The sequence below is a fragment of the Streptomyces sp. NPDC006368 genome (genome assembly GCF_040612535.1).
In the GTDB taxonomy this organism is placed as follows: domain Bacteria; phylum Actinomycetota; class Actinomycetes; order Streptomycetales; family Streptomycetaceae; genus Streptomyces.
Genome location: NZ_JBEXQK010000019.1, coordinates 30,669 through 53,873, shown reverse-complemented (window position 1 = coordinate 53,873; position 23,205 = coordinate 30,669). Strand labels below are relative to the sequence as shown.

Genomic DNA, 23,205 nt, shown 5'->3' with positions numbered 1-23,205 from the left:
TCTGCCTGGCGGTCGGACGACGCACCTTTGCAGACACTCCCTAGCAGCAGCGGAACCCGTCGCGCGGGTCCGCCTCCCGCGCGTCGGTGCGCCTGCGTTCGAACTCGCGCCGGGTCAGGACCTCGGCCTCGGGGTCGCGGGAGCGGGCGTGGGCGACGTACTTGTCGTACACCGTCTCGCCGGACACCTCGCGCACGTACCAGCGGACCCAGGCCACCGCGCGTCGCAGCCGGTTCCCCGGCCGCGCGGCCACGGACGGCCTCACGCCGAGCCGGTCCCGGCCGGCACCTCGTCACCGGTGCCGCCGTCCGTGCGGATGCCGTCCTTGCGGATGCCGCCCTCGGGGCCGACCCCGGCCGCCACCAGCTCGGCCTTCTCCTCCGCCGTGGGGAACAGCCCGGCCGGGGCGACCAGCTTCGACTCGGTGTACGGAACCTCGGAGAGCTTCACGCCGGCCGGGTCGGTGACCGCCTTGAAGCAGACCCGCCCCGCGTCCGCGATCACCACGATGATGAGGAGGGCGAAGAGGGCGGAAAGGACGCCGTCGACCGTGGAGTTGGTGACGACGGTGTGCATGTCGTCCATCGACTTCGCGGGGGGCAGCACCTGCCCGGAGTCGATGCCCGCCTGGTACTTGTCCCGCTGGGCGAAGAAGCCCACCCGCGGGTCCGCCGAGAAGATCTTCTGCCAGCTGGCGGTGAGCGTCACCGCCACGTCCCAGGCGAGCGGGACCGCGGTGACCCACGCCCACTTCAGGCGGCCCGACTTGACCAGCAGCGTGGTGCAGACGGCCAGGGCCACGGCGGCCAGCAGCTGGTTGGCGATGCCGAACAGCGGGAACAGCTGGTTGATGCCGCCCAGCGGGTCGTGCACGCCGACCCAGAGGAAGTAGCCCCAGCCGCCGACGACGACCGCGCTCGCGAACCAGACGCCCGGCTTCCAGCTGACCTGCCTGAAGGGCTTGTGGACGTTGCCCAGCATGTCCTGGAGCATGAAGCGGCCCACGCGGGTGCCGGCGTCCACCGTCGTGAGGATGAACAGCGCCTCGAACATGATGGCGAAGTGGTACCAGAACGCCTTCATGGCGGTACCGCCGACGACCGCGGAGAAGATCTCCGACATTCCGAGGGCGAAGGTCGGCGCGCCGCCGGTCCGGGACAGCAGCGAGGCCTCCTCGACGTCCGCCGCGGCCTTCGTCAGCAGCTCGGGCGAGACGGTGAAGCCGAAGTTCGTCACCGCTTCGGACGCGGACTGCACGGTCGTCCCGACGACGCCCGCGGGGGAGTTGATCGCGAAGTAGAGGCCCGGGTCGATGATGCAGGCCGTGATCATCGCCATGACGGCGACGAAGGACTCGGTGAGCATCGCCCCGTACCCGATCATCCGGATCTGCGTCTCCTTCTGGACCATCTTCGGGGTGGTGCCCGAGGAGACCAGGGAGTGGAAGCCGGAGAGCGCGCCGCACGCGATGGTGATGAAGACGAACGGGAACATCGAGCCGGCGAAGACCGGGCCGTCGCCGCGGCTCGCGAAATCGGTGACGGCCGGCATCTTCAGGGTCGGCAGGGCGACGAAGACACCGATGGCGAGCAGCACGATCGTGCCGACCTTCATGAAGGTCGAGAGGTAGTCGCGCGGCGCGAGCAGCATCCACACCGGCAGGACGGAGGCGAGGAAGCCGTACACGATCATCCAGATGACCAGCGTGCCCGGCTCCAGCGTGAAGGTGTCGGCGAGGGAGGACTCCGCGACCCAGCCGCCCGCGACGATGGCGAGCAACAGCAGCGCGACACCGATGACCGACACCTCGGTGACCTTGCCGGGCCGCAGCACCCGCAGGTAGACGCCCATGAAGAGGGCGATCGGGATGGTCATGCCGATGGAGAAGACTCCCCACGGCGAGTGCGCCAGGGCGTTGACGATGACCAGGGCCAGCACGGCCAGCAGGATGATCATGATGGCGAAGACCGCGATCAGCGCGGCGGCTCCACCGAACGGGCCGATCTCGTCCCGGGCCATCTGGCCGAGCGAACGGCCGTTGCGGCGGGTGGAGAAGAACAGCGTCACCATGTCCTGGACGGCACCGGCGAAGATCACGCCGACGATGATCCAGATCGTGCCCGGCAGGTAGCCCATCTGCGCGGCGAGCACGGGCCCCACGAGCGGGCCCGCGCCCGCGACCGCCGCGAAGTGGTGCCCGAACAGCACCCGGCGGTCGGTGGGGTGGAAGTCGACACCGTTGTCGAGCCGCTCGGCGGGCGTGGCGCGGGTCTTGTCGACCTTGAGCACCCGGTTCGCGATGAAGCGGGAGTAGAAGCGGTAGGCGATCGCGTACGAGCCGAGGGCGGCCGCGAGCATCCAGGCGGCCGAGATCTCCTCGCCGCGCGAGAGCGCGAGTACGCCCCAGCCGGCCGCCCCCGCCAGGGCGACGAGCGACCAGATGACGATCGACCGCGGAGTGAGGCCCGCTCGTGAGGTGTTGGGTGGTGCCGACGGCTCTTGCATGGTGCACGTCCCCTCGCTGATCACCTGTAATGCGCAGGAAATCTAGGCGAGCGCCTCGTGCAGCGTCACCCCCCGTCCGCATATCGGTACGGCAACGCTTTCGGGGGCCGGCCCGGTGAGGGACCGGTCGACGCCTCAGTCGTTCGGCCGCTTGAGCCGTGCCACGAACTTGTAGCGGTCGCCCCGGTACACCGACCGGACCCACTCCACCGGCCGGCCGTTCTCGTCCAGGGAGTGGCGCGACAGCATCAGCATCGGCAGGCCCACGTCCGTACCGAGCAGCCCCGCCTCGCGCGGTGTGGCCAGCGAGGTCTCGATGGTCTCCTCGGCCTCCGCGAGCCGGACGTCGTACACCTCCGCCAGCGCCGTGTACAGCGAGGTGTACTTGACGAGCGACCGGCGCAGCGCGGGGAAGCGCTTCGCGCTCAGGTGCGTCGTCTCGATGGCCATCGGCTCGCCGCTCGCCAGCCGCAGCCGCTCGATGCGCAGCACGCGCCCGCCGGCCGAGATGTCGAGCAGCCCGGCGAGCGTGTCGTCGGCCGTGACGTACCCGATGTCGAGCAGCTGCGAGGTGGGCTCCAGGCCCTGGGCGCGCATGTCCTCGGTGTAGGAGGTGAGCTGGAGGGCCTGCGAGACCTTCGGCTTGGCGACGAACGTGCCCTTGCCCTGGATGCGCTCCAGGCGCCCCTCGACGACCAGTTCCTGGAGCGCCTGCCGTACTGTCGTGCGCGAGGTGTCGAACTCGGCGGCGAGCGTGCGCTCCGGGGGGACCGGGGTGCCGGGGGGCATGGTCTCGGTCATGTCCAGCAAGTGGCGCTTGAGCCGGTAGTACTTGGGCACGCGCGCGGTGCGGGTCGCCGGCCCGCTCTCGGTCTCCGTGCCGCCCGCGTCCGTGGTCATGGCCCGCCTTCCCGACTCCTGTGCTGCTGCCGTCACCGGCTCCTCCGTCACTTGCGGCTCACATGGTGGCACGGACCGGTCACGGGTCGTCGCCCCTCCTCAGGTGTCGGTCCGGTAACGGACGCGACAGCCCTTCTTATACACCCTTGACACCCCTAAAGGTCTAGGCCAAGCTCCGGGTTACTGGTCTAAACCATTAAAGACCGGGTCCCGGTCCCACGGTCAGCACGGGCATCAGCACGTCGTACGGCTTCGCGGTGGGCAGGGGGGTTGCAGGCATCCCTGAGGAGGGTGGCGTGAAGCGCAAGCTCATCGCGGCGATCGGCGTCGCGGGCATGATGGTCGGCATCGCGGCATGTGGTTCCGGCGACGGCGAGGGTGGGGACTCCGCGGGCGGCGGCGCCAAGGAACTGACCGTGTGGCTGACGGTCGACGCCCAGAACAACTGGCCGCACCTGGTCAAGGCGGCCGACGACGCGCTCGCCGAGAAGCACCCCGGCGTCAGGATCAAGCACGAGTACTACGGCTGGCCCGACAAGAACGCCAAGCTGGACGCCGTCCTCGCCACCGACAAGGCGCCGGACGTGGTCGAGATGGGCAACACCGAGATGCTCGGCTACATGGTCAAGGGCGCCTTCGCCGAGGTGGACCCGAAGAAGTTCGAGCAGTCGGACCAGTGGCTGGACGGCCTCAAGGAGTCCGTCACGTACGAGGGCAGGACCTACGGCGTCCCCTACTACGCCGGTGGCCGCGTGGCCACCTGGCGCAAGGACGTCGCCGCCGAGGCCGGCGTCAAGACGCCCCCGAAGACGTACGCGGAGCTGACCGCCGCCCTGGAGAGGATCCAGGCGAAGAAGGGCGACAAGTTCAGCGCCTGGTACCAGCCGTCGCCGGACTGGTACGCCGCGATGTCCTTCGTGTACGACGCGGGCGGCTCCATCGCCAAGAAGGACGGCGACACGTGGAAGGCCAACCTGTCCTCGCCCGAGTCCCTCAAGGGCCTGGGCGAGTACAAGAAGGTCCTCGACTCGTACATGAAGGCCGACAAGACCAAGGACGAGTCGGACCGTTACATCGTCTTCGGCCAGGGCAACGCCGGCATGATCTTCGCCGCCGCCTGGGAGGGCGCCACGGCCGAGGACCCGAAGAACGACAAGACCGGCAAGCTCAAGGGCAACCTCGAGAACTTCGTGATGCCCGGCCCCTCCGGCAAGAACATCCCCGTCTTCCTCGGCGGTTCGGACCTGGCCATCCCGGTCAAGTCCAAGGCGCAGGACCTCGCGGCCGAGTGGATCGACGCCTTCACCGGCGCGAAGGGCCAGAAGGGTCTGCTCGCCAAGGGCAACCTGCCCAACAACAAGACGGACCTGGCCACGCTGAAGGCCGACCCGAAGACGGCCGTTCCGGCCACCGCGGCCGAGTCCAACTGGTTCGTCCCCATGGCGCCGGGCTGGGGCCAGGTCGAGAAGGCCCAGACGCTCAAGACCATGCTCCAGGAGATCGGCACCGGCAAGAAGTCGGTCGAGGCCGCCGCGAAGGACGCGGACGCCGCGATCGACAAGGTCATCAACAACAAGTGACCGACGGGCCCCCGTCGTGCTCCGGCGGGCAGGCGGGGGCTCCCCGGAGGCGAACCGAGCCCTGAAACAGAGAGAGCGCGCGATGAGTGCCGCAGAGACAACCACTGCCAAGGTGCCGTCCATACGGCCATCGTCTCCACCGGACCGCACCGCGCCCGGTGGCCCCGGGAAGCCGGCGGGGAAGAAGACCACCGGCGGGGCCGGAGCACCGTGGGCGCTGCTGGCGCCCTGCCTGCTCGTCCTCCTCCTGGTCCTGGGCTACCCGCTGGTGAGGCTGGTCACCCTCTCCTTCCAGAAGTTCGAGCAGGCCCAGCTGTGGGGCTTCAAGGAGCCGGAGTCCGTCGGCTTCGCGAACTTCGCCAAGATCCTCGGGGACGGCGAGTTCTGGGCCGTGGTGGCCCGTACCGTGTTCTTCGCCGCCGGTGCGGTGAGCTTCACCATGGTCTTCGGCATGCTGATCGCCCTGCTGCTCCAGCGGGTCTCCGGCTGGGTGAAGGCGCTGATCAACATCGCGCTGATCGCGAGCTGGGGCATGCCCATCATCGTCGCCACCGCGATCTTCAAGTGGCTCTTCGACGCCGATTACGGCGTCCTCAACTGGCTGCTGAGCAGGCTGCCCGGCGTCGACATGATCGGGCACAACTGGTTCGCGAGCGGTCCCCAGGGCCTCGCCGTGATCATGCTGCTGGTGGTCTGGGGCGCGGTGCCGTTCGTGGTCATCACGCTCAGCGCCGGACTCACCCAGGTGCCCAAGGAGCTGGAGGAGGCCGCCCGCCTCGACGGAGCCGGCGCCTGGGGCGTCTTCCGCTATGTCACCCTGCCGATCCTCAAGCCGATCATCGTGATGCTCACGACGCTGTCGGTCATCTGGGACATGGGCGTCTTCCCGCAGGTCTTCGTGATGCGCAACGGCCATCCCGAGGCGGAGTTCCAGCTGCTCACCACGTACTCGTACGACAAGGCGTTCGTCGTGAACGACTACGGCGGCGGCTCGGCCATCGCGCTGGTCACCGTGATCCTGCTGCTCGGCGTCGTGGCCGTGTACATGCGCCAGATGCTCAAGATCGGAGAAGTCGAGTGAGCGCCGTAACCACCTCCAGGACCAAGCCCGGCGGCAAGCTGGGCTGGAACCTGCTCGGCCTGCTGGTCTTCGTCACCGCCGGATTCCCGGTCTACTGGATGCTCAACACGGCGTTCAAGCCGGCCCGGGACGCCATCGACCCGGATCCGCACTTCTTCCCGCGGACCTTCACCCTGGAGAACTTCGAACGCGCCTTCCAGGTGGCCGACTTCTGGGGTCCGGTCGGCCGCTCCCTGATCGTCTCGCTCGTCGTCGTCCTCATCGGCATCGTCGTGGGCATGCTGGCCGCGCTCGCCATCTCACGGTTCGCCTTCCGGGGGCGGAAGATCGTCATCGTCGGCATCCTCGCGGTCCAGATGGTCCCGCTCGTCGCCATGATCATCCCGGTCTTCCTGCTGCTGAACGACCTCGGTCAGTACGACAAGCTCACCGGCCTGATCATCACGTACCTGACCTTCATCCTCCCCTTCACGGTCTGGACCCTCCGCGGCTTCATCGTCAACATCCCCAAGGAGCTGGAGGAGGCGGCGATGGTCGACGGCTGCACCCGCACCGGCGCCTTCGTCCGCGTGGTCTTCCCGCTCCTCGCGCCCGGCATGGTGGCCACCTCCGTGTACGGCTTCATCCAGGCCTGGAACGAGTACCTGTACGCCCTGATGCTGATGAGCCAGCAGAACCAGACGGCCACCGTCTGGCTCGGCAACTTCACCACCAAGCACGGAACCGAGTACGCCCCGATGATGGCCGGCGCCACCATGATGGCCGTCCCCATCGTCATCCTCTTCCTCCTCGTCCAGCGCAAGATGGCCGCGGGTCTGACGGCCGGCGCGGTGAAGGGATAACGCCCCTCATGACGACTCTCGTACGGGACGCCTCGTCCGGCGCGCTCACCCGGGACGCCCTGACCGTCCTCCAGCCCGGCTTCACCGGAACCACCGCGCCCGAATGGCTGCTGCGGCGCATCGGTGAAGGGCTGTCGTCCGTGGGCCTGTTCGGGCGCAACATCGTCTCCCCCGAGCAGCTGACCGCGCTCACCGCCCAGCTGCGCGCCGAACGCGACGACGTGCTGGTCGCCATCGACGAGGAGGGCGGCGACGTCACCCGCCTGGAGGTGCGCAGCGGCTCGTCCTTCCCCGGCAGCCTCGCGCTCGGCATCGTCGACGACCCCGGGCTGACCCGGGCCGTCGCCCACGAGCTGGGCCGCCGGCTCGCCGCGTGCGGGGTCGACCTGAACTGGGCGCCGTCCGCCGACGTCAACTCCAACCCGGACAACCCGGTCATCGGCGTCCGGTCCTTCGGCGCCGACCCGGAACTGGTCGCCCGCCACACCGTGGCGTACATCGAGGGCATGCAGTCCGCCGGTGTCGCCGTCTGCACCAAGCACTTCCCCGGACACGGCGACACCAATGTGGACTCCCACCACGCGATGCCCCGCATCGATGTGGACCTGGACACGCTGCGCGCCCGTGAGCTGGCGCCTTTCCGCGCGGCCATCGCCGCGGGTTCCCGATCGGTGATGAGCGCGCACATCCTTCTGCCCGCGCTCGACCCCGAACGCCCCGCCACCCTGAGCCCGCGGATCCTCACCGGACTGCTGCGCGGAGAGCTGGGCTACGAGGGCCTGATCGTCACCGATGGCATGGAGATGCAGGCCATCGCCGCGACGTACGGCATCGAGCGCGGCTCCGTCCTCGCGATCGCGGCGGGCGCCGACGCCATCTGCGTCGGCGGCGGCCTGTCGGACGAGGAGACCGTCCTGCGGCTGCGCGACGCGCTGGTCGAAGCGGTACGGACCGGCGAACTGCCCGAGGAGCGGCTGGCCGACGCGGCGGCGCGGGTGCGCGCGCTGGCGTCCTGGACCCGGGCGCACCGGGCGAGGGGGGCTCGGACGGAGCCGGGCGCGGTTTCGGAGGCGGGGGTCCCCCCGGAGCGGCCAGGGGGAGGGACCGCGCCGGGCACCGACATCGGCCTGGTGGCCGCCCGCCGCGCGCTGACCGTGACCGGCTCCCCGGTGGCGCTCACCGGCCCGGCGTACGTCGCCGCGTTCACGCCGGTGGCGAACGTCGCGGTCGGTGACGAGACGCCGTGGGGCGTCGGGCCCGAGCTGGCGCGGCTGCTGCCGGGCACGGCGACGGGGACGTACGCCTCCGACGCGCCGGTGGAGGCCGTGCTGCGGGACGCGGGGGAGCGGCGGATCGTCGCGGTCGTCCGGGACGCGCACCGCCACGCCTGGATGGCCCGGGCGCTGGACGCCCTGCTGACCGCCCGCCCGGACACGGTGGTCGTCGAGATGGGCCTGAACCGGGCGCCGGCGCGCGGGGCGCCGCACATCGCCACGTACGGCGCGGCGCGGGTGTGCGGGATCGCGGCGGCGGAGGTCATCGCGGGGGTGTGAGCGCACGGGAGAGGGGGCCGACTCCGTCGGCCCCCTCTTCGTCGTCTACAGCCCCTGCCAGGCGGGCTTGTTGGCGTACGTGTGCCGGAAGTAGTCCGCCAGCTTCAGCTTGGACGCGGCGGCCTCGTCGACGACGACCGTGGCGTGCGGGTGCAGCTGGAGCGCGGAGGCGGGTACGAGCGCGGCGACCGGACCCTCGACGGTCTGCGCGACGGCCTCGGCCTTGCCCTCGCCCGTGGCGAGCAGCACCAGGTGGCGGGCCTCCAGGATGGTGCCGATGCCCTGGGTGATGACGTGGTGGGGCACCTGGTCGATGTCGCCGTCGAAGAAGCGCGCGTTGTCGACGCGGGTCTGCTCGGTCAGCGTCTTGATGCGGGTGCGCGAGGCGAGGGAGGAGCACGGCTCGTTGAAGCCGATGTGTCCGTCCGTGCCGATGCCGAGGATCTGGAGGTCCACACCGCCCGCCTCGGCGAGCGCCCTGTCGTACGCCTCGCACGCCGCCTGGACGTCCTCGGCCGAGCCGTCGGGGCCCATGAAGGCCTCGGGGCTCAGTCCGAGCGGCTCGACGACCTGGCGCAGGACGGTCGAGCGGTACGACTCGGGGTGCCCGGCGGGCAGCCCGACGTACTCGTCCAGCTGGGCTATCCGGGCACGCGAGACGTCCACGGCGCCCGCCCGGACCCTGGCCGTCAGAGCGTCGTAGATGGGCAGCGGGGTCGATCCGGTGGCCACGCCGAGCAGAGCGTCGGGCTTGCGGCGCAGGAGCGCGGCGATGCCCTCGGCGATCAGCTCGCCGCCTGCCTTGGCGTCCTGGACGATGACAACTTCCACGCTGGGCCTGCCGATCTGGGAATGGATGGAATGGCTATGTGGTATAGACCAATCTAGCAGAATGGCCCTCCCCGCTGGCGGGCTCGGGGCGGCCCGTGTTCGATGGTGCGCATGAGCGAGCAGCCGGGGCGGATCATGTCGGGCGAGATCGCGGAGCAGCCTGCCGTGCTGCGGCGGCTCCTGGACGAGGGCGCGCCGCGAATCCGGGCGGTGGCGGAGGCGATCCGCGAGCGCCGGCCGCGCTTCGTCCTGCTGACCGCGCGCGGCACGTCGGACAACGCCGCGCTCTACGCGAAATACCTGCTGGAGATCCGGCTCGGGCTGCCGTGCGGGCTGACGTCCATGTCGACGACGACGGCGTACGGGGCCAAGCCCGACTACACCGACGTCCTGGTCATCACCGTCAGCCAGTCCGGCGGCTCACCGGACCTGGTCGCCTCGGCGAAGGCGGCGCGGGAGGCGGGCGCGGTCACCCTGGCCGTCACGAACAACCCCGACTCGTCGCTGGCGGCCGTCTCCGAGCACCACATCGACATCATGGCGGGACCGGAGAAGGCGCTGCCCGCCACCAAGACGTACACCGCCTCGCTCCTGGCCCTCCACCTCCTCGTCGAGGGCCTGGGCGGCGACGGGGGCGGCGCCGCCGCACAGGTTCTGCCCGACCGGGCGGCGCGGATCCTCGACCGGCGCGACGAGATCCGCGCCCTGGCCGGCCGGTACCGCTTCGCCGAGCGCATGGTCATCACCTCCCGCGGCTACGGCTACCCCACGGCCAAGGAGGCCGCGCTGAAACTGATGGAGACCAGCTACATCCCGGCCCTCGCGTACTCCGGCGCCGACCTGCTGCACGGCCCGCTCGCCATGGTCGACAACATCTCGCCGGTCATCGCGGTCGTCCCGGACGGCAAGGGCGGCGCCGCCCTCCAGCCGGTCCTCGACCGCCTCCGCGGGCGCGGCGCGGACCTGGTGGTCGTCGGCCCGCGCCCCCAGGTGGAGGCGGCGTCGGCGGGCTTCGTCCTGCCGACGGACGGCATCCCCGAGGAGCTCCAGCCGGTCCTGGAGATCCTCCCGCTCCAGCTCCTCGCCTACGAGGTCACCATCGCCCGTGGCCAGGACCCGGACGCGCCCCGCGCCCTCGCGAAGGTCACGGAGACCCGCTGACACGGCACCGGGCGGTGGCGGCCTGCGACAGGGGTTTTTTAGCGCCCGCTATAAAATGAGCGGCATGGCGACGAGACAGCGCGGCCGGCCCCGCTCCTTCGACCGCGAGGCCGCCCTGGAGAAGGCGACGCTGGCCTTCTGGGAGCACGGGTACGAAACGACGTCCGTGGCGGACCTGACGCGGGTCATGGGGATCGGCGCGCCGAGCCTGTACGCCGCCTTCGGCGACAAGAAGGCGCTGTTCGAGGAGGTCGTCGGCGCGTACGCCGAGAGCTACGGCTCCTTCGGCACCCGCGCGCTGGAGGCCGAGCCCACCGCCCGCGCGGGCATCGCCCGGATGCTGCGCGAGGCGGCGGCCGCGTACACGGACCCGGCCCGCCCGCGCGGCTGCCTGGTGATCGCGGCGGCGATCAACTGCTCCACCCCCGAGGTGGCGCGCGCCCTGCGTGACCGCCGCAACGCGAACCTGGCCGGCATGGAGAGCCGTATCCGCGCCGACATCGCGACGGGCCGGCTCCCGCCCGGCACGGACGCCCGTGCCCTCGCCCGCTTCAGCGGGGCCGTACTGCAGGGCATGTCCCAGCAGGCGCGGGACGGCGCGACGAAGGAGGAGCTGGAGGCGGTGGCGGAGGCGGCCATGCGCGCGTGGCCGTGACCGGCCCGGAAAGACCCGCGGGCCGCGGCGCCAGGACGGGACCCTCAACCCGTCCGGCACCGCAGCCCGGAGTTGCCCGGCCGTCGGGTGTGCGGTCCCGCGGCCGTAGGGAGGTCCCGTGCGCAGTCAGGGCAGAGAGCGCCGGGTACCTCGTTCCACCCTCCTGTGCGGGGAGGATGGAGGCTTGCACAAGCATTGTGGACTAGACCAATCCGTCTGTCCATCGGTAAACAGTCGGTAATCCGTCGCCCATCCTCCCTCACCGACCGGCAGAACACCAGGTCGTCCACACGGGTACGCTCGCACACGTGCCCTCCATGAACGACCTCGTACGCCAGCACACCGCTCTGAGCGAGTCCGACCTCGAGTGGCTCCACCTGCTGGTCTCGGAGTGGCAGCTGCTCTCCGACCTCTCCTTCGCCGACCTCGTCCTGTGGGTTCCCACCCTCGACGGGACCCGTTACGTCTCCGTCGCCCAGATGCGGCCCAACACCGGCCCCACCTCCTACCAGGACGACATGGTCGGCCACCTCGTCCCCCGCGGCCGGCGCCCGCTGCTCGACGCCGCCCTCGACGAGGGACGGATCGTGCGCGAGGGCGACCCGGAGTGGCGCGAGGAGGTCCCGGTGCGGGTCGAGTCCATCCCCGTACGCAGGGAGGGCCGCGTCCTCGGCGTGATCGCCCGCAACACCAACCTGCTCACCGTGCGCACCCCGAGCCGGCTGGAGCTCACCTACCTCCAGTCAGCCTCCGACCTCGCCCAGATGATCGCGGCCGGCACCTTCCCCTTCCCCGGCCAGCAGGTCGACATGGACGCGTCGCCCCGCGCCGGCGACGGGCTCATCCGGCTCGACGCGGACGGCGTCGTGCAGTACGCCTCGCCCAACGCCCTCTCCGCGTACCACCGCCTCGGGCTCGCCACCGACCTCGTCGGCCAGCACCTCGGGCAGATCACCGCCGAACTCGCCCCCTCCCGCGGCCCGGTCGACGAAGCGCTGGTCAAGCTGGCCAGCGGATACGCGCCGCGCGAGACCGAGGTCGAGGGCAGCGGCGGCGTCATCCAGTTGCGCGCCATCCCGCTCAAGCCCAAGGGCACCCGCATCGGTTCGCTCGTCCTGCTCCGCGACGTCACGGAACTGCGGCGCCGCGAGCGCGAATTGATCACCAAGGACGCGACCATCCGGGAAATCCACCACCGGGTGAAGAACAACCTCCAGACGGTCGCCGCCCTGTTGCGCCTCCAGGCCCGCCGGATGGACTCCGACCGGGGCCGCGAGGCGCTCAACGAGGCGGTGCGGCGCGTCGGTTCCATCGCGATCGTGCACGAGACGCTGTCGCAGAACCTCGACGAGCGCGTCGAATTCGACGAGATCGCCGACCGGGTCATCTCCATGGTCGCCGAGATCTCGCCCGGCAAGGTCACCTGCCGGCGCAACGGCCGCTTCGGCATCCTCGACGCCGAGGTCGCCACGCCCCTGTCGATGGTCCTCACCGAGATCCTGCAGAACGCCCTGGAACACGCCTTCGCCCCCGGGGAGCACGGCACCGTCGAGGTGTCGGCCGTGCGCGGCGACCCGCGCGCCGCCGAGCCCCGGCTGCTGATCACCGTCCAGGACGACGGGCGCGGACTGCCCGAGGGCTTCGACCCGCAGCGCGCCGGCAACCTGGGCCTGCAGATCGTACGGACGCTGGTGGAGGGCGAGCTCGGCGGGACGTTCGACATGCAGCCCGCCCCCGGGCGGGGCACGCGGGTGGTGCTGGACATCCCCGTCCGACCGCAGAAGTGACGCACGGCGACGTTCGCCCCCGGGCGCCCGGAGCCGGCACACCGTGGCCCGGACACCCGGGCCCGGACAGCAGCGAGCCCGGACCGTGGGAAACGGTCCGGGCTCGAACGCTTTGGGGTTACTGCTGCGCGCTGCGGCTCGGGAGGCGGGTGGGTGCGTACACGCTGTACGCGCCGCCTGGCCTCAGGCTCGTAGCGGTGGCGTCACTCAGGCGCTGGCGTTGCGCGCCCGGTTGCGAGCGGCGCGGCGCTTCATCGCACGACGCTCGTCCTCGCTGAGGCCACCCCAGACGCCGGAGTCCTGGCCGGACTCGAGCGCCCACTGCAGGCACTGCTCCATGACGGGGCAGCGACGGCAGACAGCCTTGGCTTCCTCGATCTGCAGCAGCGCAGGACCGGTGTTGCCGATGGGGAAGAACAGCTCGGGGTCTTCCTCACGACAAACGGCGTTGTGACGCCAGTCCATGGCTGCTACCTCTCCTTGGTGTTGCATTCAGGTGCTTGTGAATGTGAACGCTTTCACGAATCCCTCAACAAGTGAAGGGCCGAACGCCAGATGAACTGGTGTGGTCCTGGATTTGAGGAGGGGTTCTGGCTTTCGCTGGAGGCCGGTTGTGCGGGCCGTCCCGATCGCCATGTAGAGATTCGCAAACCTCGGCGGCGGATACAACCCCTTCCGGAAAGTTTTTTTTGATTCCTCGGTGTCGGCTAGGTCACAGCCGTACTTCTATGGGGTGGATGCTGGCCCATACGTTCGAGATAAAGGGCCAAGGGCCCTTCCGGTCACACAATCACACGCAGTGCACGGCGAACGCCTGTGAACGTCACGCTCGTCCGAAGCCCCAGGTGGTCACCGTCCATCTGGAAGGGCAGTGGCACCTTCGAATGCAAGGTGAAGTCGGTCAGATCATGGAGGGACACCGCGTGTCTGCCGCGGGGTCCGCGCTCCGGCGTCGAGGTCAGCAGCTGGGTCGCGTACCGCGCCATCGCGGCGGTCGACAGCCTGCTCAGCGACAGGACGTCCAGCGCCGTGTCGAAGGACGCCTCGGGGGCCGCGTACACCGGACGATTCCCCAGGTAGGTCCAGGGAGCGGTGTTGCAGACTATCGACAGCACGAGGTCCCGCACCGGGTCCGCGCCCGGGCGCTCCAGCGTGATCATGCCGCTCCGGCGGTTCGGCTCGCCCAGGAAGGCGCGCGCCGCCTGGCGCAGATACAGGGCGTGCGTCGATCTCCGGCCGCGCTCCCGCTGCTGCTCCACCCGGCCGATCACCCCGGCGTCGAAACCGAATCCGGCACAGAACGTGAACCAGCGGGCCGGCACCCCTTCGTCCTCGGTGCCCGGCGTGCCGGACGCCAGCCCCAGCCCCACCGTCCGCTCGCGCCGCGCCGCCAGCGCATCCAGGATCGCGCCGGTCGCCTCGACGGCGTCGTTCGGCAGCCCCAGCGCACGCGCGAAGACATTGGTGGAGCCGCCCGGCACCACCGCCAGGAGCGGCAGTCCGTCCGGATCGGGGCCGTGGTGCAGCAGACCGTTGACCACCTCGTTGACCGTGCCGTCGCCGCCGAGCGCGACGACGAGGTCGATGTCGGCGGACTCCGCGGCCCGGCGGCCGAGGTCACGGGCGTGCCCCCGGTACTCCGTGGACACGGCGTCCAGCTTCATCTCACTGGCCAGCGCGTGGATCAGTACGTCACGGGTGCGAGCACTGGTGGTGGTGGCTGCCGGATTGACCACGAGGAGTGCGCGCATGCCCGCCAGGTTACCTACCGCGCGGTACCTAAACCCAGGCCGCCTCAGGACCTGTCCGGTTCGTGGACAGGTCCGGCCGCTACCCTGCTGGGGTGAGCAGTACGGAGCACAACACCCCCGAGACCCCCGTCACCGCACCGCGTCCCGGCCGGGTCACCGCCGCCGCGGCCGTGACCGGGCTGGAGGCGCTGGCCCTCTTCGCCGGCGGCGCGTACCTGCTGCTGACGGGCCTCACGGGGGCGCCCGACGACCTCACCCAGGCGGTGACGGGCGGTGTGACGCTCCTCGCACTCGGGCTCATCCCGGCGCTCGCCGCCCGGGGCCTGCTCGGGTGCCGCGGCTGGAGCCGCGGCCCGGCGATCATCACCCAGCTCATGGCCCTGCCCGTCGCCTGGACCCTGCTCCAGGCGACGAGCGCGGCCATTCCGGCCGGCATCGCCCTCGCGGTCGCCGCGGTGGCCGGCCTGGTCCTGCTCCTCCACCCGCGGACCACCCGGGCCCTCGGCATCCGGGGCCGGGCACAGGACCCCTCGTAACGAAGCCGCGTCACCGTCCGCCCGCCGGGGCGGTTACTCCTCCACCAGGAGCTTCTCGCGCAGCTGCGCCAGCGTGCGCGCCAGCAGCCGCGAGACGTGCATCTGTGAGATGCCCACCTCCTGCGCGATCTGCGACTGGGTCATGTTGCCGAAGAACCGCAGCAGCAGGATCCGCTTCTCACGCGGCGGCAGGTCCTCCAGCAGCGGCTTGAGCGACTCCCGGTACTCGACGCCCTCCAGCGCCTCGTCCTCCGCGCCGAGCGTGTCCGCCACCGCCGGGGACTCGTCGTCCGTGTCGGGGACGTCCAGCGAGAGGGTCGAGTACGCGTTGGCGGACTCCAGGCCCTCCAGGACCTCCTCCTCCGAGATGCCGAGCCGCTCGGCCAGCTCGTGCACGGTGGGGGAGCGGCCGTGAAGCTGCGACAGCTCCGCGGTCGCCGTGGTGAGGGAGAGCCGCAGCTCCTGCAGCCGGCGCGGCACCCGCACCGCCCAGCCCTTGTCGCGGAAGTGGCGCTTGATCTCGCCGACCACGGTGGGCGTGGCGTACGTCGAGAACTCGACGCCGCGCTCGGGGTCGAACCGGTCCACCGACTTGATCAGACCGATCGTGGCGACCTGCGTCAGGTCGTCCAGCGGCTCACCGCGGTTGCGGAAGCGGCGGGCGAGGTGCTCGACGAGCGGCAGATGCATCCGCACCAGCTGGTTGCGCAGCTCGGCCCGCTCCGGGGAGCCGTCGGGCAGCTCGCGCAGCTTCAGGAACATCGCCCGCGCCCCGCTGCGGTCCTGCCGGTCGTGCGCCTGGCGGTGCTGCGGCGCCTGCCGCTGCTCCGGCCGCTGTTCCGGCCGCTGTTCGTGGGGCTGTTCTGGCTGCTGCTCGTGCTCGCTCATCCGGTCCGCCCTACCGTCCACAAGACCGTCCACCGGGTGCGGCCGCGCCTGCTGCTCCGGGATGCCCTCCGGCGAGCTCACCACCCGTGGGCCGCGCTCCTCGTTTCGCACCGGACCGTCCCCGTTCCTCACGCCGGCCCGGGTCCCGCGCCGCGCTGTTTGTACAGGCTGATGGAGACCGTCCGGTCGTCGGCGACGGACGAGTCGACCTTGCCGGCCAGCGCCGAGAGCACCGTCCAGGCGAACGTGTCCCGCTCGGGCGCGCGGCCGTCGGTCGTCGGCGCCGAGACCGTCACGTCGAGAGAGTCGTCGATGAGGCGGAACACGCAGCTCAGGACCGAGCCGGGCACGGCTTGCTGGAGCAGGATCGCGCAGGCCTCGTCGACCGCGATGCGCAGGTCCTCGATCTCGTCGAGGGTGAAGTCCAAACGCGCCGCCAGTCCGGCCGTGGCCGTACGCAGCACGGACAGGTAGGCACCCGCAGCGGGCAGCCGGACTTCCACGAAGTCCTGGGTCCCGGGCTCGCCTGCGATCTGGGACACCCTCACCTCCAAGGTGGCACAAGCTCATTCGGGGCTCGGGGAGGAGAACCTCCCCGAAACCGTGCGGTACGCAGGTGTGCGTAGTCCGCCGTGACGCTATCGCGATCCATGCCGCCGTGTCGCCGGGGACCCCCGCTCCCACGGCTGTCACTCATGGTAAGCATATGAGTACGCACAGTGGCTAGGGGTTTGTGGGTCCCAATCGAGAGAAACCAGCGGAGGGTTGACGTACCCAGACGTCAGACGATCGAACCGTCGACATGGCACCAGCGCCACTTCTCGCCCGGCTCGAAGGTCCGCATCACCGGGTGACCGGTGTCCTTGAAGTGTTTCGTGGCGTGCTGCCCGGCCGAGGAGTCACAACAGCCGACGTACCCGCAGGACAGGCACAGCCGCAGCTGCACGTAGTGCGTGCCGTGGGCCAGGCACTCCGGACAGGTCGCGCTCAGCGGGGGCGGCTCGGGGCGCGGCAGTTCTGCCACGTGCGGACACTCACTCATGATGGCCAGGTTACGAGGTGCCCCCCTCGTGGTGCACCGAGGCGGGGCCCCGGTGGTTGCCGATCATGGGTGGCACCAGGGCGGAACGTCCCGTACCCGTTCCACCCGGGAGTGGGGAGACGATGGACGCACTGCCACTGGTGGCGCTGATCGCGGCGAGCGCCGTGATCGCCGGGGCCGCCCGCTGGACGCCGGTGCCGGCGCCGCTGCTCCTCGTGGCGGCCGGGCTGGCCGCCTCGTACGTACCGGGCGTGCCGGACTACACCCTGGACCCGCACATCGTGCTGCCGCTGGTGCTGCCGCCCCTGCTGCACACGGCCGCGCTGGACTCCTCGTACCTCGATCTGCGGGCGAACGTCCGGCCGGTCGCCCTGCTCTCGGTCGGCTACGTCCTGTTCGCCACCCTCGCCGTCGGCTACCTCGCCCACCTGCTGGTGCCCGACCTCCCGCTCACCGCCGCCCTGGTCCTCGGCGCGGTCGTCGCGCCGCCGGACGCGGTGGCCGCCACCGCCATCGCCCGGCGCCTCGGGCTGCCGGGCCGGATCACCACGATCCTGCAGGGCGAGTCCCTGGTGAACGACGCCACCGCGATCACCGCCTACAAGGTGGCCCTCGCCGCCGCGGTCGGCGAGGGCATCGGCTGGGCGGGCGGCATCGCCGAGTTCGCCCTGGCGGCGGTCGGCGGCGTCGGGGTCGGACTCGTCCTGATGGTGCCGATCCACTGGCTGCGCCGCTGTCTGCGCGAGCCGCTGCTGCAGAACACCCTCTCCCTGCTGATCCCCTTCGTCGCGTACGCGGCGGCCGAACGCGTCCACGCCTCCGGGGTCCTCGCGGTCGTCGTGGTCGCCCTGTACCTCGGTCACCGCTCGTGGCAGGTGGACTTCGCCACCCGCCTCCAGGAGGAGGCGGTGTGGAAGGTGGTCGCCTTCGTCCTGGAGTCGTCGGTCTTCGCGCTCATCGGGCTCCAGCTGCCCCACGTGGTGCGCGGCCTCGGCCCGTACGGGACGGGGGAGGCGGTCGTGTACGCGGTGGGCGTCTTCGCCGCCGTGGTCGTGGTCCGGTTCCTGTGGGTCTTCCCGGCCACCTATCTGCCCCGTGCCCTGTCCGCGCGTGTGCGGGCGCGGGAGAAGGGCGTCACCTGGACGTCGCCGGTGATCGTCGGCTGGGCCGGCATGCGTGGGGTGGTGTCGCTCGCCATCGCCTTCTCCATCCCGGTGACGAGCGGCGGCGAGCCGTTCCCGGCGCGCAACCTGGTCCTGTTCCTCACGTTCACCACCGTGATCTCCACCCTGGTGGTGCAGGGGCTCACCCTGCCGCCGCTGATCCGGGCGCTGAAGCTGCCAGGGCGCGACGCCCGCGCCGAGACCCTGGCCGAGGCCCAGGCGCAGAGCGAGGCGTCGCGCGCCGCCGAGCAGCGGCTGGAAGAGCTCCTGGCCGACGAGCGCAACACGCTGGCGCCACCCCTGGCGGACCGGCTGCGGACGGTCCTGGAGCGGCGGCGCAACGCCGTGTGGGAGCGGCTGGGCGCGGTCAACGAACTCACCGGGGAGTCGGCGGACGACACCTACCGGCGTCTCGCGCGGGCGGTGATCGAGGCGGAGCGCGAGGTCTTCGTACGGCTGAGGGACGAGCGGCGCATCGACGACGAGATGCTGCGGACGCTGCTGCGCAGGCTGGACCTGGAGGAGGCCGCCGCCTACCGGGAGGGGAGCCCGCGGGGCTGACCGGTGACGACGGCGGCGACGGTGGTGCCGGGCGGGAAGGCGCCCTCCTCGGTCAGGGCGACGAGTCCATAGAGCATTTTGGCGACATATACACGCTCGATGGCGAGTCCATGCCGTTGTTCGAAGTCGTCGGCGAACGCCTCCAGGGCCGGGGCCGTACGGGCGTAACCGCCGAAGTGGAACCGCTCGTCGAGGCTCCAGTCGCCCGCCGGGCCGCCGAACGCCCGCTCCTGCAGCGCGCGTATACCCGGGCCGAGGAAGCCTCCCTTGAGGACCGGTATCCCGAGCGCCCGCTGCCCCGGCCCGAGCCCCGCCGCGAGCCCGGCGAGCGTGCCGCCGGTGCCGCACGCGACCGCGACCACGTCCGCGCGCCCGTTGAGCTCCCGGCCGAGGCCGGCGCAGCCGCGCACCGCGAGGGCGTTGCTGCCGCCCTCCGGGACGACGAAGCTGCCCTCGGGGGCGCGGCGCAGCAGGTCCTCCAGGACCGCGGGATCGTCCTTCGCGCGGTACGTCGCCCGGTCCACGAACAGCAGCCGCATCCCGTCCGCGGCGCACCGCGCGAGCGACGGGTTCAGGGGCCGCCCGGCGAGCTCGTCGCCGCGTACGACTCCGATGGTGGGGAAGCCCAGCAGACGGCCGGCGGCGGCCGTGGCGCGCAGGTGGTTGGAGTAGGCCCCGCCGAAGGTCAGGACGGGGCGACCGGCCGCGGCGGCCAGATTGGGGGCCAGCTTGCGCCACTTGTTCCCGATCAGATCCGGGTGGATGAGGTCGTCACGCTTGAGCAGCAGCCGCACGCCGCGCCGGTCGAGGCGCTCGTCCTCGACGGCCCGCAGCGGGGAGGGGAGCAGCGGTCCGAGGGAGGAGAGGTCGAGCGCGGTCACCCGACCATTGTCACGCCCATCCCCCGTGCCCCTCACCCACCGGCCGGGCCCGGCGGCGTCCGGCGACCGTCGCGCCGGACGCCGCGCGGGCGGTCCGCCCGGCCGGAACCCGAAAGGGTCACTTCAGGCGTTCCGCGATACGGGCCCGCATCGTGTTCATGGAGAAGCCGCGGGGGTCGATCTTTCCCGGTTGCCACTCCTTGTGGCCGATGACCGAGCGGGCCGTCCAGCCGTGACGGCGGCAGATCGCGGCGGCGGCCTTCTCGATCGCGACCAGCTGCGCCTCGGGCCAGGGGTCCTTGCCGTCGCCGAGGTTCTCGCACTCGAAGCCGTAGAAGTACCGGTTGCCGTCCCTGTTGGACTCGTTGTCCTGGGGCAGGGACTTCTCCGCGATCACCGCGCGCAGCACGTCGTCGTCGCCCTTGCCCGCGTGGTTGGCCCGGCCGTAGCCGACCAGATGGACCCGGCCGTCCTTGGTGATCACGCCGTGGCAGAGCGGGCCGGGCAGCCCCGGGTGGCCTTCGCGGCAGAGGCGGACGGTTGCCGCGCTGCCCTTGGTGACGGTGTGGTGCAGCATCACACCGTGCACAGGGCCCCAGGGGCCTTTGTGGTTGCGGTTGTGCGTGCGCCAGTCGCCGACCTCGACGACGCTGAGACCCTCGTCGCGCAGCGCGTCGAGAAAGCTGTTCGCGGACATGGGTGGGGCCACGCCGCCTCCTTCGTGTGGGTGCCGTACGGCGTTCAACCGGGGAGATGCCCAGGCGGTTCTCGCGTTCGCACGCCGTGCGAGCCGATCCGGACAGCTCCGGGCGTGTGACACGTGTTGCTCCAGGGGAGTGGAAAAACCCGTGTCCTGCCCAGTGGCGGATGATCCAGTCTCGCTCTTTTGTGTAATGGCGCGCTCACGCTCGGCGCTGAAAGGCTTCTCCTCGAAGGTCATAGTCGTGATCGAGAGGGAAATACATGTCGGTTGGTTCGGTTGGCGAGGAAATCCGCTCCCGGCAGGCAGAGCCGCAGCAGAGTCTCGGCACAGCCGCCGCGCGGAACCTGGCGACCACCACCAAGTCGGTTCCGCAGATGCAGGAAATCACCTCCCGGTGGTTGCTGCGGATGCTGCCGTGGGTGCAGGTGCAGGGTGGTACGTACCGGGTGAACCGTCGACTCAGTTACGCGGTCGGCGACGGGCGTGTGACGTTCGTCCAGACCGGTGGACAGGTCGCCGTCATCCCCGCCGAACTGCGCGAACTGCCACCCCTGCGCGGGTACGACGACCAGGCCGCGCTCGCCGAGCTGGCACAGCGCTGCCGGCAGCGGGAGTTCGCGCCCGGTGACGTCATCGCCGAGGCGGGTGGGCCCGCCGACCGCGTGTTCCTGCTGGCGCACGGCCGGGTCGAGCAGATCGGCACCGGCCCGTACGGCGACGAGGCGATCCTCGGTGTCCTCGCCGACGGGGCGTACTTAGGTGACGGCTGCCTCCTCGACCCGGACGCGACCTGGGAGTGGACGGCGCGCGCGGCGACCGCCTGCACCGTCCTGGAGCTCACCCGCGACGACGTCACCAACCTCGCCGAGCGCGCCGACTCGCTGGCCGGGCACCTGGCCGGCCTGGCGTCGCTGCCGCACCAGCGCACCAACAGGTACGGCGAGAAGGCCATCGAGCTGTCGGCCGGCCATGTCGGCGAGGCGGTCGTCCCGCACACGTACGTCGACTACGAGGCCGCCCCGCGCGAGTACGAGCTGAGCGTCGCCCAGACCGTGCTGAAGGTCCACAGCCGCGTCGCCGACCTGTACAACCAGCCGATGAACCAGACGGAGCAGCAGTTGCGGCTGACCGTCGAGGCGTTGCGCGAACGCCAGGAGCACGAGCTCGTCAACAACCGCGAGTTCGGCCTGCTCGCCAACTGCGACTACGGCCAGCGGCTCCAGCCCCACGACGGCGTGCCCAGCCCGGACGACATGGACGAGCTGCTCTCCCGCCGCCGCGGCAACAAGCTCTTCCTCGCCCACCCGCGCGCGATCGCCGCCTTCGGGCGCGAGTGCAACAGGCTCGGCCTGGTCCCGCAGAGCGTGGAGGTGGCAGGCCACCAGATCCCGGCCTGGCGCGGCGTTCCCATCTTCCCCTGCAACAAGATCCCCATCTCCGACGCCCGCACCACCTCGATCCTCTGCATGCGTACGGGCGAGGCCGACCAGGGGGTCATCGGACTGCACCAGACCGGCATCCCGGACGAGATCGAGCCGAGCCTGTCGGTGCGGTTCATGGGCATCGACGAGCAGGCGATCATCTCGTACCTGGTCACCGCCTACTACTCGGCGGCGATCCTGGTCCCCGACGCCCTCGGCGTGCTGGAGAACGTCGAAGTCAGCCGCTGGTGATGACCATGACCACCCGGGAAGCCCCCGCCGGGGTCCAGGGGGCCGCGGTGCTCCTCGACCGGACCCGCAGCGTCGTCCATCCCCAGCTGCGTTCCACCGTCGAGTCGCTGCCCGGCTCGTTACGGCGGGTCGCGATGTACCACTTCGGCTGGGAGGAGGCCGACGGCACCCCGGCAGCCGGGCAGGCCGGCAAGGCGATCCGGCCCGCGCTGGTGCTCGCCGCCGCCCGGGCCCTGGGCGGCGACCCGCAGGCCGCCGTGCGGGCGGCGGCGGCCGTGGAGCTCACGCACAACTTCACCCTGCTCCACGACGACATCGTCGACGAGGACCCCACCCGCCGCGGCAGGCCCACGGCGTGGACCGTCTTCGGCATACCCGACGCCCTCATCGCCGGGGACGCCATGCTCGCCCTCGCGCTGCGGCTGCTCGCCGAGGACCGGCACCCGGCGGCCGGCGCCGCCGCGGCCCGGCTGGCCGCCTGCGTCATCGAGCTGTGCGCGGGACAGCAGGCGGACTGCGCCTTCGAGGGGCGCCGCCCGCACGAGGTGTCCCTCGACGAATGCCTGGCCATGGCGACCGCCAAGACGGGCGCGCTGCTCGGCTGCGCCTGCGCCCTGGGCGCGCTGTACGCGGGGGCGGGCGAGGCGCAGGTCGCGGCGATGGACGCGTTCGGCCGGGAGGCGGGCCTGGCCTTCCAGCTGATCGACGACCTGATCGGCATCTGGGGCGACCCGGAGCGTACGGGCAAACCCGCGGGTGCCGACCTCGCCGCCCACAAGAAGTCGCTGCCCGTGGTCGCCGCGCTCGGTTCGGGGACGGCGGCGGGGGCCGAGCTGGCGGCGCTCTACGAGCGGCCCGCGCTGGACGAGGCCGCGGTGCGGCGCGCCGCGGACGCCGTGGACCGGGCGGGGGGCCGTGACTGGGCGCAGGCCCAGGCGGCCGACCGCATGGCGCGGGCGGTGCACCAGCTCTCACGGGCGGTGCCGGACCTGGTGGCGGCGGGGGATCTGCTCGCGCTGGCGGAGTTCGTGACCCGGCGCACGCGCTGATCCGCAGGCGCGTATCCGCACGCGCCGGTCGCCGGACGCGCCGATCGCCGGACGCGCCGATCG

22 protein-coding genes are annotated in these 23,205 nt (G+C 71.2%); 11 read left to right on the top strand and 11 right to left on the bottom strand.

Features of this window, described 5'->3' with window-relative positions:
• Positions 1-40 precede the first annotated feature (40 nt).
• The 3 genes from ABZZ38_RS16725 to ABZZ38_RS16715 form a co-directional block, all read right to left on the bottom strand.
• Positions 41-265 (bottom strand): YbdD/YjiX family protein, encoded by a 225-nt coding sequence (locus ABZZ38_RS16725; protein ID WP_356740177.1) that lies wholly within the window; start codon positions 263-265, stop codon positions 41-43.
• Positions 262-2,505 carry a carbon starvation CstA family protein gene (locus ABZZ38_RS16720; protein WP_356740175.1) on the bottom strand — a complete coding sequence of 748 codons (2,244 nt, stop codon included), beginning with the start codon at positions 2,503-2,505 and terminating at the stop codon, positions 262-264. Before ABZZ38_RS16720 ends, ABZZ38_RS16725 begins: the two co-directional genes overlap by 4 nt.
• Before the next feature lie 135 nt (positions 2,506-2,640).
• Positions 2,641-3,405, bottom strand: a complete 765-nt coding sequence (locus ABZZ38_RS16715; RefSeq protein WP_356740281.1) for a GntR family transcriptional regulator — start codon at positions 3,403-3,405, stop codon at positions 2,641-2,643.
• Between the two features lie 296 nt (positions 3,406-3,701).
• On the opposite strand from ABZZ38_RS16715, the gene ABZZ38_RS16710 reads away from it, so the two are divergent.
• The 4 genes from ABZZ38_RS16710 to ABZZ38_RS16695 all read left to right on the top strand — a co-directional run bounded on the left by ABZZ38_RS16710 (position 3,702) and on the right by ABZZ38_RS16695 (position 8,461).
• Entirely contained in the window at positions 3,702-4,985 is a 1,284-nt protein-coding gene (locus ABZZ38_RS16710) for an extracellular solute-binding protein (protein WP_356740173.1), read from the top strand.
• Positions 4,986-5,067: 82 nt separating this feature from the next.
• Positions 5,068-6,066 (top strand): sugar ABC transporter permease, encoded by a 999-nt coding sequence (locus ABZZ38_RS16705; RefSeq protein WP_356740171.1) that lies wholly within the window; start codon positions 5,068-5,070, stop codon positions 6,064-6,066.
• Entirely contained in the window at positions 6,063-6,908 is an 846-nt protein-coding gene (locus tag ABZZ38_RS16700; protein WP_356740169.1) for a carbohydrate ABC transporter permease, read from the top strand. Before ABZZ38_RS16705 ends, ABZZ38_RS16700 begins: the two co-directional genes overlap by 4 nt.
• A gap of 8 nt (positions 6,909-6,916) precedes the next feature.
• Positions 6,917-8,461, top strand: coding sequence for a glycoside hydrolase family 3 protein (locus ABZZ38_RS16695; protein ID WP_356740167.1), 1,545 nt, complete (start codon positions 6,917-6,919; stop codon positions 8,459-8,461).
• 45 nt (positions 8,462-8,506) lie between these two features.
• On the opposite strand, the gene nagB is transcribed toward ABZZ38_RS16695, so the two are convergent.
• The gene (nagB, locus tag ABZZ38_RS16690) at positions 8,507-9,292 is read right to left on the bottom strand and encodes a glucosamine-6-phosphate deaminase (RefSeq protein ID WP_356740165.1); all 786 of its coding nucleotides are present in this window, start codon (positions 9,290-9,292) and stop codon (positions 8,507-8,509) included.
• Between the two features lie 111 nt (positions 9,293-9,403).
• On the opposite strand from nagB, the gene ABZZ38_RS16685 reads away from it, so the two are divergent.
• From ABZZ38_RS16685 to ABZZ38_RS16675, 3 genes are all read left to right on the top strand, one after another.
• A complete protein-coding gene (locus ABZZ38_RS16685) occupies positions 9,404-10,453 on the top strand; it encodes an SIS domain-containing protein (RefSeq protein WP_356740163.1) in 1,050 nt (349 codons plus the stop codon).
• 64 nt (positions 10,454-10,517) lie between these two features.
• Positions 10,518-11,108, top strand: coding sequence for a TetR/AcrR family transcriptional regulator (locus ABZZ38_RS16680; RefSeq protein ID WP_356740161.1), 591 nt, complete (start codon positions 10,518-10,520; stop codon positions 11,106-11,108).
• A 317-nt stretch (positions 11,109-11,425) separates the two neighbouring features.
• Positions 11,426-12,895 carry a PAS domain-containing sensor histidine kinase gene (locus ABZZ38_RS16675; protein WP_356740279.1) on the top strand — a complete coding sequence of 490 codons (1,470 nt, stop codon included), beginning with the start codon at positions 11,426-11,428 and terminating at the stop codon, positions 12,893-12,895.
• A 207-nt stretch (positions 12,896-13,102) separates the two neighbouring features.
• Here ABZZ38_RS16675 and ABZZ38_RS16670 read toward each other — a convergent pair whose 3' ends face one another.
• Both ABZZ38_RS16670 and ABZZ38_RS16665 read right to left on the bottom strand, forming a co-directional pair.
• Complete coding sequence (locus ABZZ38_RS16670) at positions 13,103-13,360, bottom strand: WhiB family transcriptional regulator (RefSeq protein WP_003953983.1); 258 nt, start codon at positions 13,358-13,360, stop codon at positions 13,103-13,105.
• Positions 13,361-13,677: 317 nt separating this feature from the next.
• Entirely contained in the window at positions 13,678-14,646 is a 969-nt protein-coding gene (locus tag ABZZ38_RS16665; RefSeq protein ID WP_356740159.1) for a diacylglycerol kinase family protein, read from the bottom strand.
• Positions 14,647-14,738: 92 nt separating this feature from the next.
• Between ABZZ38_RS16665 and ABZZ38_RS16660 the strand changes: the two genes are divergently transcribed.
• Positions 14,739-15,182 carry a hypothetical protein gene (locus ABZZ38_RS16660; protein ID WP_356740157.1) on the top strand — a complete coding sequence of 148 codons (444 nt, stop codon included), beginning with the start codon at positions 14,739-14,741 and terminating at the stop codon, positions 15,180-15,182.
• 33 nt (positions 15,183-15,215) lie between these two features.
• Here ABZZ38_RS16660 and ABZZ38_RS16655 read toward each other — a convergent pair whose 3' ends face one another.
• From ABZZ38_RS16655 to ABZZ38_RS16645, 3 genes are all read right to left on the bottom strand, one after another.
• Positions 15,216-16,202: an RNA polymerase sigma factor SigF gene (locus tag ABZZ38_RS16655; RefSeq protein WP_356740155.1), complete on the bottom strand. Its 987-nt coding sequence runs from the start codon at positions 16,200-16,202 to the stop codon at positions 15,216-15,218.
• A complete protein-coding gene (locus tag ABZZ38_RS16650; protein WP_073754203.1) occupies positions 16,199-16,612 on the bottom strand; it encodes an anti-sigma regulatory factor in 414 nt (137 codons plus the stop codon). Before ABZZ38_RS16650 ends, ABZZ38_RS16655 begins: the two co-directional genes overlap by 4 nt.
• Positions 16,613-16,851: 239 nt before the next feature.
• The gene (locus ABZZ38_RS16645) at positions 16,852-17,112 is read right to left on the bottom strand and encodes a UBP-type zinc finger domain-containing protein (RefSeq protein WP_356740153.1); all 261 of its coding nucleotides are present in this window, start codon (positions 17,110-17,112) and stop codon (positions 16,852-16,854) included.
• 122 nt (positions 17,113-17,234) lie between these two features.
• Between ABZZ38_RS16645 and ABZZ38_RS16640 the strand changes: the two genes are divergently transcribed.
• On the top strand, positions 17,235-18,836 hold the full coding sequence (locus ABZZ38_RS16640; protein ID WP_356740151.1) for a Na+/H+ antiporter: 1,602 nt from the start codon (positions 17,235-17,237) through the stop codon (positions 18,834-18,836).
• On the opposite strand, the gene ABZZ38_RS16635 is transcribed toward ABZZ38_RS16640, so the two are convergent.
• Together ABZZ38_RS16635 and ABZZ38_RS16630 are read right to left on the bottom strand one after the other, a co-directional pair.
• Positions 18,809-19,717 carry a pyridoxal-phosphate dependent enzyme gene (locus tag ABZZ38_RS16635; RefSeq protein ID WP_356740149.1) on the bottom strand — a complete coding sequence of 303 codons (909 nt, stop codon included), beginning with the start codon at positions 19,715-19,717 and terminating at the stop codon, positions 18,809-18,811. The two genes, ABZZ38_RS16640 and ABZZ38_RS16635, sit on opposite strands and share 28 nt — an antisense overlap.
• Positions 19,718-19,835: 118 nt before the next feature.
• Positions 19,836-20,414 carry an N-acetylmuramoyl-L-alanine amidase gene (locus ABZZ38_RS16630; protein ID WP_356740277.1) on the bottom strand — a complete coding sequence of 193 codons (579 nt, stop codon included), beginning with the start codon at positions 20,412-20,414 and terminating at the stop codon, positions 19,836-19,838.
• A 266-nt stretch (positions 20,415-20,680) separates the two neighbouring features.
• Here ABZZ38_RS16630 and ABZZ38_RS16625 point away from each other — a divergent pair, with 266 nt between their 5' ends.
• On the top strand, positions 20,681-22,093 hold the full coding sequence (locus ABZZ38_RS16625) for a family 2B encapsulin nanocompartment shell protein (RefSeq protein WP_356740147.1): 1,413 nt from the start codon (positions 20,681-20,683) through the stop codon (positions 22,091-22,093).
• The gene (locus ABZZ38_RS16620) at positions 22,093-23,142 is read left to right on the top strand and encodes a family 2 encapsulin nanocompartment cargo protein polyprenyl transferase (RefSeq protein WP_356740145.1); all 1,050 of its coding nucleotides are present in this window, start codon (positions 22,093-22,095) and stop codon (positions 23,140-23,142) included. The genes ABZZ38_RS16625 and ABZZ38_RS16620 overlap by 1 nt, the downstream gene beginning before the upstream one ends.
• Positions 23,143-23,205: the final 63 nt, after the last annotated feature.